Below are 12,368 nucleotides of genomic sequence, written 5' to 3' on the forward strand. Positions count from 1 at the left end.
AACCCTCTCGTTTTATATACGAGAGGGTTTCATTATGTTTAGTTCATATGTACAAAGCATTAGTTTACTTTCTTTATAAATCCTTTGTAATGACGTTTTACGAGCTGACTTTCTAACGTTTTCATCGTTTCTAACGCTACCCCAACAATGATGAGTAAGCTTGTACCACCAATTTGAGCAGAAGGTGGTAAAGTAGCAATCTTTGTGAATACGAGTGGTAAAATTGAGATAGCGCCTAAGAAAATAGCACCAATAAATGTTAAACGATACAAAATTTTTGTTACATATTGCTCTGTCGATTTACCCGGACGAATACCTGGAACATATCCATTTTGCTTTTTCAGGTTCTCTGCCATTTGTTCAGGGTTTACTTGAATAAATGCATAGAAGTATGTAAAAGCAATGATGAGTCCAACATAAAGAGTCATTCCGATCGGATGCGCGAAGTCCAAGTTCGTGCTTAACCATTTCGATACATTAGAGTCAGGAAATAGCTGCGCAATTGTCCGCGGTGTCATGAGAAATGCAGAAGCAAAGATAACAGGGATTACACCTGCACTATTTACCTTTAAAGGTAAATGAGTATTTTTTGCTCCTTGATATTGATTCTTACCTGAAACAGCTTTTGCATATTGAATAGGTATTTTACGAACTGCTTGTTGGATATAAATAACACCGACAACGATTGCTAAAATAACTAATCCAATCAATATGATTTTGACAATATGCATAAAGAGTTGATCTCCAGCATTTTGGAATTGCTGTAAATAAATCTGATTTACCACGTTTGGAATTGCTGCAACAAGCCCTGCAAAGATAAGCATTGAAATTCCGTTTCCTACGCCGTTTGCAGTAATTTGTTCACCTAACCAAAGTAAAAATGCAGTACCGGCAGTTAGCACTGTAGCGATAAATAAATAAGTAGTCCATCCTGGATTAGAAATTAGTTGCCCGCCTGCTATATTGTTAAAGCCAATAGACATTCCAATGGCTTGAATAAATGCGAGAATGATTGTAAAGTATCGGGTAAACTGAGCTGATTTTTTACGGCCCATTTCACCTTGCTTTGCCCACTCTGTAAATTTAGGTACAACATCCATCTGTAACAACTGTACAATAATGGAGGCTGTAATATAGGGTGTGATACCAACAGCAAAGATTGAGAAGTGTTGTAAAGCCCCTCCGCCAAATACATTTAGCATACCTAAAACATTGGCTTGATCTTGTACCTTTAATACCTCTGCGTTAGTATGAGGAACTGGTATAAACGTGCCAATTCGAAAAACAATTAACATCGCAAGTGTAAAAAGGATTTTCCTTCTTATCTCAGCTACTCTCATAAAGTTTGAAATTGTACGAAACATCATGTCGCCTCCTGTATTTTTATCAGTTACATAAAACTGATTGTTATATCCCGATGAATAAACCACAAACCTCCTTCCGTTTAAAATTCATTTGACAAATGGATTTTCGTACATTTTGTAGTTTTTTCATGGATTTAAGAAATACAAGTATTTGTATAGACGATAGAGTTATTTTCGTAATCATTCAATAACCATAATATAACTAATAAATCAAAAAATGTACATAGATGTGCATGAAAAATGAATAAAAAGGGTACTTCTTTACAATTGTTATATGAAGAGTTGATTACATAAGTTTGTAATTGTTATCTATACATAAGTAGAGAATTATCCATAATGGTCGCATCGTTTATGGATTATATACAAGAGACACGAATGGATTTTGAAAAATTATATTCACTAAATGTGCGAATGGGTATGGCACTATTGTACCGGTACAGTTATTGTAAATGAACATTGTTGATACTCATCATAACTTTTAAAATTTGCATATAATACATTCACTCTAAATATTGAAGGGGTGCTTTATATGACAGAGTTACAAGATCAGTTTTTTGAAAGATTGAACCTTAAGAAACAACAGACTGTGAAATTTGAGGACTTGAACAAAATAATGAGCGCAATTGCGTATGAAATTCCGTTTGAGAATTTAGATATCGTAATAGGTAATACGAAAGAAATTTCTAAAGAGAATTTACAAAAGAAAATATTAATGAGTTCACGAGGTGGGCTTTGCTATGAAATGAATTCTATTCTATATTATTTTTTACAAGATTGTGGATTTGATGTGCAGTTGGCATTAGGCACAGTTTATAAAAGTGATTTAAATGTATGGTCTATTGAAGATAGTCATATTACAATCATTTTAAATTATGATTCCGCGTTGTATTTAGCTGATGTAGGAATTGCTTCATTTGTACCTCTCACACTTGTACCGTTTACTGGTGAGGTTGTTACTTCAAAAAATGGCGAATATCGCGTTAGAAGAAAAGATACAGATAAAGGAACGTATATTTTAGAAAGACAAGACATTCACTCGCGGCACACCTCACAAGAAAATATAGAATGGAAGGTGTGTCACGCTTTTCGTACAGATCCCATTGATGAAACAACTTTAAATGAAGTTCAAAGAAAAGTTATAGAAGATGAGAATTCTAGTTTTAATAAGGGGGCAATTGCAGTAAAACTTACGCATTCTGGATATGTCTCTTTGACGAAAGATAGCTTGACTCAAGTAATAAATGGTCAAAAAAGTAAAAGTGTAATTACAGAGAGTCACTACGAAAAGCTCTTACATGATAGATTTAACATAGAAATGTAAACCGAAGTAGTATGAATCTTAATGTAAAAGCATCATGGGAAATAGAGGGTTTATTTGCACAGCAAGGCCATTCTCTTTTATAGTAATATAGGTACGATAAAAGTAACAATGAATAGAAAAGGAGTCTACTATGTCAGTTATCGATAAATTGAACCTTAGTAAATATAGTAATATGGCAGTAATGAATCAACCAAACGATTATGCCCTATTTGCTGAACAAGCAATTAAGTTATCTAAAGATCATGATGCTATCTTCATTTTTGTAGAAACACTTGATGAGATGGTTAAACACACGCAACTTATTATTAATAAACAATTATTACTCGAAAAAGGCTATTTATTTTTCGCCTATCCGAAAAAAGGTAATACGCGTTATGGAACTTTTATTCACAGAGATGAAATATTTCCAGCGATGAAAGTTGGAGAGGATGGATATGTAGGTAATAGTGATATCAAATTCGCGCGGATGGTTAGCATGGATGACGTCTTTACTGTTATTGGCTTAAAACGTGAAAAAAAGAAACCAAAGAAAACATCTGCTGCTAGTCAATGTGTTTCTGATTATATAGAGAATATTAAAGATGTAGAAGCATTTTTAGCTAATCACCCAAATGAACTTCAGTTTTATCAAGGTTTAACACCAGGATATCAAAAAGATTGGGCGCGCCATATATTTTCAGCAAAACAACAACAAACACGCGAAAAACGTGTGCAGCAAATGATTGAAATTCTTTCACAAGGTTATAAATCAATGGATTTATTCCGCAGAAAGAAGAAATAAAGAAAATTTAATAGTAGAGCGTGATATTTTTAAATTAGGAAACAAATGTTAAATAATAAGATATAAAAGAATGAATAAGAAAAGGTGTTTTGAATGAAATCGTATATTGTAGTTGGAGCTGGAATTTTAGGAGCGTCTACTGCTTATCATCTCGCTAAAGAAGGAGCTCACGTTACTCTAGTTGATCGCCAGGATTTAGGACAAGCAACGGATGCAGCAGCAGGAATTGTATGTCCTTGGCTTTCACAGCGGCGTAATCAGGCTTGGTATAAAATCGCAAAAGGCGGAGCGCATTACTATACTTCTTTAATTCAACAATTAGAAGAAGATGGTGAAACAGATACAGGTTATAACCGAGTGGGTGCGATTAGCTTACATACGGATGATAAAAAGTTAGATCAAATGGAGGAGCGAGCATATAAGCGACGTGAAGGTGCTCCTGAAATTGGCGAAATCACTCGCCTATCGCCAGAGGAAACAAAAAAACTATTCCCGCCGTTATCAGAGGAATATGGATCTGTACATATAAGTGGCGCAGCTCGGGTAAATGGACGAGCGCTTCGTCAATCTCTTGTAAATGCTGCGAAGAAACATGGTGCTACCTTTATAAAAGGAGATGCTGTTTTAATTCATGAGAATAATTATGTTAAAGGAATTCATGTAAATGGCGAAACATTAACGGCGGATCAAGTAATTGTCACTGCAGGAGCTTGGGCAAACGAATTACTAAAACCACTTGGGGTAAATTTTCTTGTGACTTTCCAAAAAGCACAAATTGTTCATTTACATATGCCGGATACTAATACTGAAAACTGGCCAGTTGTGATGCCGCCAAACGATCAGTATATTTTAACTTTTGAAGATGGCCGTGTAGTTGTAGGGGCAACGCATGAAAATGATACTGGTCTTGATTATCGTGTTACAGCAGGTGGTTTACATGAAGTGTTTGATAAGGCATTGTCTGTGGCACCAGGATTAGAAAATAGTACAATGCTGGAAACGAGAGTTGGCTTTAGACCATTTACACCAGGTTTTCTCCCAGTTATTGGTCCATTACCTAATTTTAAAGGTATACTGGTTGCGAATGGTTTAGGCGCTTCGGGATTAACAGCAGGTCCATACTTAGGTTCTGAGCTTGCGAAACTTGCTTTAGGACAACCGGTAGAATTAGACTTAAATGATTATGACGTAGCAGGAGCAATCGAATAATTACAAAAACAAAAAAGATTAGGCATAGCTACCTAATCTTTTTTGTTTGTTTCACATTGCTCGCAGTAAATTTTATATGTGTAGAGGGAATTTTGAGTATTTTGGAGAAAAGCTATATGGATTGTAATTTTGAAATTTAGGAGATTAAGGAGTTGTCTTCGGTGGATCATGTTGAGATAAGAAGACCAATCATCGATGATTTTGAAGAATTAAATCAATTGTTTCGAACAGTCATTATCGATACGTTTGCTAGAGAAGGTCTATCGGAATTGGCTGATGACATAGAAAATGAAATTGAAACGAAAAAGCAGTACTTGAAATATGACTTTGAGAGCAATGGGAAAAATCGATATTTTTTGATAGCTGTAGATAAACGTTGTAATAAAATTATCGGCACAATTGAATTCGGTCCATCAAGTGAAATTATTAATAGTTGCACAGATGACGCATTAAAAGACTTGAATGAGGTGGGGACTGTATTTGTACTCCCGAATTATCAAAGATGCGGCATAGGAAATTTACTCTTAAATGCGATTTTTCTTACCTTATTAGGTAAAGGCATAAAAGAATTCTGTTTGGATAGCGGATATACTAACGCACAAAAAATATGGAAGAAAAGATTTGGAGAGCCTAACTTTTTGTTAAAAGATTATTGGGGCGAGGCGTGTGATCATATGATTTGGAGAAAATACATACATGATATACCTATAATATTTAGGAGGTAGTGAAAAAACGGTATTTTTACTCAACACGAATAGCTTTTCTTGCATACATGTGCTATTATTTACCTTTATAATAAAAGAGGACGTGAAGCAACTTGATTAAAATTGATTTACCTGCAGTTGATGTTTCTATAACAGAAAGAAAACAAGTAATAAAAGGCGATGAGCCAAGAATCACTCCAATTCATGGGTTCATTGATTTCCACCTATTCCCAAGAGATAAAGGCGGCATTTTTATGTTTTATAACATTAATGACGAACTTCTCTTTGTAGGGAAAGCACGTAAAATAAGACAGCGTATTAAAAAGCATTTTGAAGACAATGTTTCACCAATTAAAGCAAATCGTGATGAAGTATACCGCATTGATGCATGTATTGTAGAAGATCCAATGGAAAGAGAAATTTACGAAACATATATTATTAATGAGTTTCAAGCGAAGTATAATGTTGATAAGGTATTTTATAAATAAAATAAAAGCAATGTACAACATGATCTTAGTAATATAGTAAGGTCATGTTTTTTTATTTAACAAAAAAACATTGAGTCCCCTTTGATTATTCGACAAAATATGACAATGCAAAAGATTGTTTTTTGCTATGATAAGTAGGAAATTTATATATTGTGTTTATTGGGGGATAAAAAGTATGTTGAAAAAATTTACTACATGTATTTTGGGTGGAGCTTTAGTATTTAACTTATCTGGCTGTGAAAGTACATCAGATAAAACTTCTTCTGAATCGAAAGAAACAATTTCTAAGCAAGAAGAAAAGAATATGAAAACAAAAGAGAATACAGATTCGAAAAATAAGGAACAAACAAAAGCAAAGACAACAATAAAAGAAAAAGAATATCCATTAAACAAAACTTTTAATACGTCAAAATTTGATGTAACTGTGAAAAGGGTTGTAGAAAGAGATAAGGTGGGTAAAGAAAGCATAGGGATCCAAGAAGCTGATAATGGAAATGTCTTTATTGTTATAGAAGTTGAAGGGAAAAATATAACAAACGAATCGATGAAATTAGCAGTTTTGCCATCAGTTGATTTAGTGGATGAAAATGATAATGCTTACGAAATGAATGTATGGGCAGCTAGTAGTTATGCAGTTGAAAAAGGCGTAACTCCTAATCTTAATACAGAATTAAAACCTGGGGAAATAAAGAAAGATAATAGAGTTTATGTGATTAATAAAGAGAGGTTTGACACAGGTAAATGGTATGTTCTTGTTAATCATGAACATAAAGAACAAATTAAATAAAGTTTATACTAAGAGGGGATTTTCCCTCTTTTTTTTGTCTGGAAAAGTCCTTACATTTTGAATTCGTTTCCCTTTCTTTCATAACAGGTAAAAATAAACATATACTGGTACAAGCAAACAAGAAAGGAGACAATCATGAACTGGTTGGAAGCTTTTATATTAGGAATTATTCAGGGGTTAACGGAATTTTTACCTATAAGCAGTACCGGTCACTTGTATTTAGGAAGACATTTGTTTCATTTAGATGAAGCTGGGCTTTTTTTAGACACGATGCTGCATATTGGTACCCTGCTAGCGGTGTTTATTTATTATAAAAAAGAGTTTATCTATTTGGTTAAAAACCCATTTTCAAAACTTACATTTTTACTCATTGTAGGAACAATCCCGGCCGTTATTATCGGTCTACTATTTAAAGATTTCTTTGAAGAGATTTCAAAAACGGGCATAACTATCGGATGGGAGTTTTTAGTGACAGGTTTGTTTTTGTATATGGCAGAGAAACAAAAAAATGGGCGTAAGAAAATGAATGACATTACATATAAAGATGCTTTTATCATTGGCTCCTTTCAAGCATTTGCTATTTTTCCAGCAATCTCTCGTTCTGGTATGACAATTGTCGCTGCACTTTGGAGGAAACTAGACCGTGAAACCGCAGCGTATTTTTCATTCTTATTGTCAACACCTGCAATTGTTGGAGCAATCATCTTACAGTCTGTGGACGTTTTTCAAGGTAAAGCAGAAACAATTTCAAGTACATCGTTAATTGTTGGTACTTTATCTGCGGCATTTTTCGGATATATCGCAGTATCTTGGATGATTCAATATTTAAAACAGCATTCTCTTAAAGTGTTCGCCTATTATGTTTGGGCTCTTGGCATATTAATATTAACTTTACAGTTCACTGGCATATTTTAAAGAGAACCCTTGGAAATATACAGTTAAGCAGTAAGCATATATTAAACTAGCTCTTGCTGGTGAAGATGATTAGATTAACCTAACTTACTCACTTAGTATTTGTAATGAAAGGAAAAGATGAATAAATGTTGATAAAAAAATCCTGTCATGTAAATTTATAGCAGGATTTTTTATTTTATGATTCTATTAATATGCTAGGAGAAGAAAGTGGGAAATGAAAAATTATAGTTTAGCATGATAAAAGAAGCGGAAATATCTTTCGGGAGGTAGAAAATGTTAGGAAAAGCAATCGTTATTGGTGGAAGTATAGCTGGGAAATTAGCAGCAAAAGCTTTGTCTGATTTTTTTCAAGAAGTAATGATTTTAGAAGTGGGCACAGAATGGAATGAAAAAAGCCCCCGAAAAAGAGTACCTCAAACCCATCATCCTCATGTGTTATTAAAGGGTGGTGAAGAGGCTATTGAGAAATTATTCCCGGCAATTATGACCCAATTAAAAGAAGATGGTGGTATCATAAATAATTTTACGGGAGATTTGAAATGGCATCATTTTGGTTTATGGAAACAATCATTTATTGGAGAGTTGAATGCGGTTCAACAAAGTCGTCCTATGCTTGAGTGGCATATACAAAAAAGAATGAGTGAAGTAAATAATATTACAACAAAATATGAAACAATGGTTGAACAATTGATAATAGATCAACAACATCACAAAATCTCTGGAGTAAAAGTGCAGTGTATGAAGACAGGAAATAAAGAAAATCTCCATGCAGATCTAGTTGTAGATGCAAGCGGATTTGGTTCGAAAAATATAGAGTGGTTAAAAACATGTGGCATAAAGGTAAAAGAAGAAAAAGTATGGATTCAATTATTTTACGCAACTAGGGTATTCCGTTTAAAACAACATAAAAATCCTGATTGGTGCAATTTACTTATTTCTCCTAGCTTTCCTGAAAATCCTTATGGCGCCTTTATTCAAACTATTGAAGACAATCGCTATTTCGTAACTTTTAGCGGATATGCCAATGAGAATGCACCAAAAACAGATGAAGAGTTCCTTGCATTTGCTCAGAAGTTACCTGCACCAGATGTTATGCATTTTCTTGAACAAGCTGAACCAATTACAGATATAAAAATACACAAGATTCCTTATCAAGTTCGTCGCCGATTCGATTTAGTGAAAAATATGCCAGAAGGGTTTTTAGTAATTGGAGATGCTCATTGTCGCTTTGATCCAGTTTTTGGACAAGGAATTTCTGTTGCTGCCATGGAAGCTGTCGCGCTACAAATGAGTTTAAAGAAAAGAACATCGCTGCAGAATGGTTTTACTCGAGAATTTTACAAACGTATTTCTAAGGTGATTGCAACGCCATGGGAAATGGTTACTACAGAAGCATTCCGTCACCCTAAAATAAAAGGAGAGAAGTCTTTTATCCAACCATTTCAACAATGGTATACGAAAAAAGTATATCGGCTTTCTGCGAATAATACAGATATTTATATTCGTCTGGTTAGGGTAATGAACCTTATTCGTAGTCCTCTACATCTTTTTCATCCTAAGGTATGGTTTGCCATTCTTACAGCTCGGCAGAAATAGAGGGAGTTAACCTTACTTCAAGCAGTAGGAAATTAACTATTAAATGGCGAATTAATAATAGTTAATCGATTAAAAAGGAATGATTCATAAATGGAAATATACATAGAAAAATTAAAGAAACAAGATGCAGAAGAATTATTTGCTTTTGAGTGTTATAACAGAACTTTTTTTGAAAAGATGGTACCGAGTCGTGGAGATGATTACTATGTTTATGAAATGTTTCAATATAAACATGATGAATTGTTAAAGGAACAAAAAGAAGGCATTTCCTATTTTTATCTCATACGAAATAAGAAGAAAGCAATTGTAGGTCGAATAAACTTAGTAGACATAGAGAAAGATAGACAATTAGGATATCTTGGTTATCGTGTAGGAAAAGATTTTATCGGAAATGGAATTGCAACTAAGGCCGTTCAATTACTCCAAAATCAAGCAGTAAACGAGCAAATTACTGAAATTCATGCAAAGACAACAAATACCAACATTGCTTCACAAATCGTATTAGAAAAAAGCGGCTTTTCACGTACTGCAATTGATAAAAAAGCTACAGAGTTAAATGATTTCATTCATTACGTTTGGAAACAAACTAAAATACTATAAAAGAAATTTAAAAACAAAAGGGGAACAATGCAATGAAGGACTTACGTTATCCAATTGGACAGTTTACTCATGAAGGAAATATTACAGAAGAAACGGTAGAGAAATGGATTCAAGAAATTGCCAATCTTCCTAAAGAATTAACAAAAGCAATTAGAGATCTAGATAAGGATCAATTAGATACACCATATCGAAAGGGTGGATGGACAGTACGGCAAGTTGTTCATCATATTGTTGATAGTCATATGAATAGTTACATCCGTTTTAAATTAGCTCTTACAGAAAATAACCCGACAATTAAGCCGTATAGGGAAGAAAAGTGGGCAGAACTCCCTGACTCAAAATTACCTGTAGATGTTTCTCTTGTATTATTAGATTCATTACATAAAAGATGGGTAAATTTATTAAATTCTTTAGAACAGGCAGATCTTGAAAAAACTTTTAATCATCCAGAATCAGGTGAAACAAAACTAGAAGTAGCAATTGGATTATATGCATGGCACGGTCGTCATCATACGGCACATATTACTTCTTTACGAGAACGGTTAAGTTGGTAAGTGCTATGGAAGTAACATTAGAAAGGGCAGTAAATTTTGATGCAGAATCTATTTTTGCTATTCAAATACAAGCGTTTAAACCGTTATTAGAAAAATACAAAGACTATAAAACGAATCCAGCTAATGAAACGATTGATAAAATAATTACGAGAATAAACAATCCTAATGGAGGATTTTATAAAATAGTAGTTAATAATACTCTTGCTGGGGCTATTTGTGCATTTTGGAAACATACGACGACCCAGTTCTGGATTAGTCCTATGTTTATTCTACCTAATTATCAAGGAAAAGGGGTAGCCCAGAAAGCACTCGTTTTAGTAGAAAAGATGTTTCCAAAAGCAGCTAGTTGGGAATTAGCTACAATTTTAGAAGAAGAACGTAATTGTCATCTATACGAGAAAATGGGTTACATTCAGACGGGAGTAAAAAAGAAGTTGAATGATCATACAACACTTGTTTATTATAAAAAAGTAGTATCATAATTTTTTAAAGGGATAGATAAAACAGAATAAACCTGTGTTATCTATCCCTGTTATTTTGTATTTTTAAAACAAAATAATGTATGTTGTTCCAAAAAATACGGGGTTATAACTTTTGTTTTTGCATAAAAATGCAAAAGGGTTATTTTGTTGTATATTTTACTAAAGCTTTTTGGACGTTTAAAATACTGTCATCACCTTTTAATTCTTTTGTGATTGGATCGTGCATACTAGATATCCAAATTTTCAGTTCTGCATCTAAATCAAAATGTCCTGCTGTTTCGATACTAAATTGTGTAATGCTTTTATATGGAATAGAATGATATTCTGTTTTCTTACCAGTTACTCCTTGTTTATCTACTAAAATCATTCGTCGATTTGTAAATACAATTAAATCTCGAATCAATTTATATGCATACTCAACTTGTTCATCATCAAGCATAATTTTTTGTAAGTCACGCTCAACATTTTCTGTACTCGTATCAGATGCATTTCCTAAAATACCACTAAATAAACCCATATAAAATTCCTCCTTTATAATCTGTGGAATGAGTTTCTTTTATTGTATCACGTTATAGACTAAGAGATTCTTACAATGCAGCAAGAGCTTTTGAAAGAGAATGCAATGAATTTATTGATACTTCATCATAATATCTTGTGCTAAAATATAAGTATTTATAAGTTTAAGAAACAAATGCAGAGGGAGTATACATGAAAAATATTGGTTTAGTATTAGAAGGTGGAGGCATGAAAGGGTTATATACAGCGGGGGTGCTTGAATACTTCATGGAAAATGATATGTTTTTTCCATATGTAGTTGGAGTATCCGCGGGAGCATGTATGGGAGCAACCTATTTATCCCGTCAAAAAGGGAGAAATAAAAAAGTAAATACAGAGTTAGTATCTGATCATCGGTATATATCTTATCGAAATTTAATTCGAAAACGAGAATTATTCGGTATGGATTTTCTTTTCGATGAGGTGCCTAATCAAATTGTACCATTTGATTTTCAAACCTTTTTAAATACAAATGAGCAGTTTGTAATCGGCACAACAGATTGCGAGGCAGGGGAGGCTGTCTATTATAATAAGCAAGAGCACGGGAATGATATATTGAAAATTATTCGTGCATCAAGTTCTGTACCATTTATCGCTCCTGCTGTGGACTATGATGGTAAAAAGCTTTTAGACGGAGGGATTATTGATCCAATCCCTGTTCGAAAAGCGCAAAAAGATGGATTTCAAAAAAATGTTGTTATTATGACGAAGCCAGAAGGATATGAGAAAAAGCGTAATAAGTTTTCGCCTATAGCAAAATATTTATATAGACGATATCCGAAAGTCTCTGAGCTTTTAGTAGAACATTATCGTTTTTATAATGAAACAATTATGTATATGTCTTCGGAATTACAAAAAGATAATTTTTTTGTGATTCAACCAAGTACGCAACTTCCTGTTAGCGGGATTGAAAGGAATAAAGAAAGACTCGTTAACTTATATAACTTAGGGTATAACGATGCAAAAGAACAGTACGATAACTTATTACGATGGATAAATAACTAAGAAAATT

At 33.5% G+C, this 12,368-nt stretch carries 14 protein-coding genes; 12 read left to right on the top strand and 2 right to left on the bottom strand.

What is annotated here, in order from left to right; all coding sequences use genetic code 11:
* Window positions 1-59: 59 nt before the first annotated feature.
* A complete protein-coding gene (secY, locus tag QRY57_RS13575) occupies window positions 60-1,364 on the bottom strand; it encodes a preprotein translocase subunit SecY (protein ID WP_026590886.1) in 1,305 nt (434 codons plus the stop codon).
* Between the two features lie 529 nt (window positions 1,365-1,893).
* Between secY and QRY57_RS13580 the strand changes: the two genes are divergently transcribed.
* The 11 genes from QRY57_RS13580 to QRY57_RS13630 all read left to right on the top strand — a co-directional run bounded on the left by QRY57_RS13580 (window position 1,894) and on the right by QRY57_RS13630 (window position 10,801).
* Window positions 1,894-2,685: an arylamine N-acetyltransferase family protein gene (locus QRY57_RS13580; RefSeq protein ID WP_286017729.1), complete on the top strand. Its 792-nt coding sequence runs from the start codon at window positions 1,894-1,896 to the stop codon at window positions 2,683-2,685.
* Window positions 2,686-2,815: 130 nt separating this feature from the next.
* Window positions 2,816-3,466: a YdeI/OmpD-associated family protein gene (locus QRY57_RS13585; RefSeq protein ID WP_286017730.1), complete on the top strand. Its 651-nt coding sequence runs from the start codon at window positions 2,816-2,818 to the stop codon at window positions 3,464-3,466.
* A gap of 93 nt (window positions 3,467-3,559) precedes the next feature.
* Window positions 3,560-4,675 (top strand): NAD(P)/FAD-dependent oxidoreductase, encoded by a 1,116-nt coding sequence (locus QRY57_RS13590; protein ID WP_286017731.1) that lies wholly within the window; start codon window positions 3,560-3,562, stop codon window positions 4,673-4,675.
* A gap of 161 nt (window positions 4,676-4,836) precedes the next feature.
* On the top strand, window positions 4,837-5,400 hold the full coding sequence (locus QRY57_RS13595; protein ID WP_286017732.1) for a GNAT family N-acetyltransferase: 564 nt from the start codon (window positions 4,837-4,839) through the stop codon (window positions 5,398-5,400).
* Window positions 5,401-5,492: 92 nt separating this feature from the next.
* Window positions 5,493-5,867: a nucleotide excision repair endonuclease gene (locus QRY57_RS13600; RefSeq protein WP_026590891.1), complete on the top strand. Its 375-nt coding sequence runs from the start codon at window positions 5,493-5,495 to the stop codon at window positions 5,865-5,867.
* A 175-nt stretch (window positions 5,868-6,042) separates the two neighbouring features.
* A complete protein-coding gene (locus QRY57_RS13605; protein ID WP_286017733.1) occupies window positions 6,043-6,654 on the top strand; it encodes a DUF4352 domain-containing protein in 612 nt (203 codons plus the stop codon).
* 135 nt (window positions 6,655-6,789) lie between these two features.
* Window positions 6,790-7,569: an undecaprenyl-diphosphate phosphatase gene (locus tag QRY57_RS13610; RefSeq protein WP_026590893.1), complete on the top strand. Its 780-nt coding sequence runs from the start codon at window positions 6,790-6,792 to the stop codon at window positions 7,567-7,569.
* A 273-nt stretch (window positions 7,570-7,842) separates the two neighbouring features.
* Window positions 7,843-9,165, top strand: coding sequence for an NAD(P)/FAD-dependent oxidoreductase (locus QRY57_RS13615; protein ID WP_286017734.1), 1,323 nt, complete (start codon window positions 7,843-7,845; stop codon window positions 9,163-9,165).
* 90 nt (window positions 9,166-9,255) lie between these two features.
* On the top strand, window positions 9,256-9,765 hold the full coding sequence (locus QRY57_RS13620) for a GNAT family N-acetyltransferase (RefSeq protein WP_286017735.1): 510 nt from the start codon (window positions 9,256-9,258) through the stop codon (window positions 9,763-9,765).
* A gap of 32 nt (window positions 9,766-9,797) precedes the next feature.
* Window positions 9,798-10,319 (top strand): YfiT family bacillithiol transferase, encoded by a 522-nt coding sequence (locus QRY57_RS13625; protein ID WP_026590896.1) that lies wholly within the window; start codon window positions 9,798-9,800, stop codon window positions 10,317-10,319.
* Complete coding sequence (locus tag QRY57_RS13630) at window positions 10,259-10,801, top strand: GNAT family N-acetyltransferase (RefSeq protein ID WP_286017736.1); 543 nt, start codon at window positions 10,259-10,261, stop codon at window positions 10,799-10,801. The genes QRY57_RS13625 and QRY57_RS13630 overlap by 61 nt, the downstream gene beginning before the upstream one ends.
* Window positions 10,802-10,940: 139 nt before the next feature.
* On the opposite strand, the gene QRY57_RS13635 is transcribed toward QRY57_RS13630, so the two are convergent.
* On the bottom strand, window positions 10,941-11,318 hold the full coding sequence (locus QRY57_RS13635) for a PH domain-containing protein (RefSeq protein WP_026590898.1): 378 nt from the start codon (window positions 11,316-11,318) through the stop codon (window positions 10,941-10,943).
* Between the two features lie 191 nt (window positions 11,319-11,509).
* Here QRY57_RS13635 and QRY57_RS13640 point away from each other — a divergent pair, with 191 nt between their 5' ends.
* Window positions 11,510-12,361, top strand: coding sequence for a patatin-like phospholipase family protein (locus tag QRY57_RS13640; protein WP_286017737.1), 852 nt, complete (start codon window positions 11,510-11,512; stop codon window positions 12,359-12,361).
* Window positions 12,362-12,368: the final 7 nt, after the last annotated feature.

It is taken from the genome of Bacillus arachidis (genome assembly GCF_030285945.1).
Lineage (GTDB): Bacteria > Bacillota > Bacilli > Bacillales > Bacillaceae_G > Bacillus_A > Bacillus_A arachidis.

Coding starts and splice junctions, on each gene's coding strand:
- secY (WP_026590886.1), bottom strand. CDS start 1,364: ATGTTTCGTACAATTTCAAACTTTATGAGAGTAGCTGAGATAAGAAGG.
- QRY57_RS13580 (WP_286017729.1), top strand. CDS start 1,894: ATGACAGAGTTACAAGATCAGTTTTTTGAAAGATTGAACCTTAAGAAA.
- QRY57_RS13585 (WP_286017730.1), top strand. CDS start 2,816: ATGTCAGTTATCGATAAATTGAACCTTAGTAAATATAGTAATATGGCA.
- QRY57_RS13590 (WP_286017731.1), top strand. CDS start 3,560: ATGAAATCGTATATTGTAGTTGGAGCTGGAATTTTAGGAGCGTCTACT.
- QRY57_RS13605 (WP_286017733.1), top strand. CDS start 6,043: ATGTTGAAAAAATTTACTACATGTATTTTGGGTGGAGCTTTAGTATTT.
- QRY57_RS13610 (WP_026590893.1), top strand. CDS start 6,790: ATGAACTGGTTGGAAGCTTTTATATTAGGAATTATTCAGGGGTTAACG.
- QRY57_RS13615 (WP_286017734.1), top strand. CDS start 7,843: ATGTTAGGAAAAGCAATCGTTATTGGTGGAAGTATAGCTGGGAAATTA.
- QRY57_RS13620 (WP_286017735.1), top strand. CDS start 9,256: ATGGAAATATACATAGAAAAATTAAAGAAACAAGATGCAGAAGAATTA.
- QRY57_RS13625 (WP_026590896.1), top strand. CDS start 9,798: ATGAAGGACTTACGTTATCCAATTGGACAGTTTACTCATGAAGGAAAT.
- QRY57_RS13630 (WP_286017736.1), top strand. CDS start 10,259: ATGGCACGGTCGTCATCATACGGCACATATTACTTCTTTACGAGAACG.
- QRY57_RS13635 (WP_026590898.1), bottom strand. CDS start 11,318: ATGGGTTTATTTAGTGGTATTTTAGGAAATGCATCTGATACGAGTACA.
- QRY57_RS13640 (WP_286017737.1), top strand. CDS start 11,510: ATGAAAAATATTGGTTTAGTATTAGAAGGTGGAGGCATGAAAGGGTTA.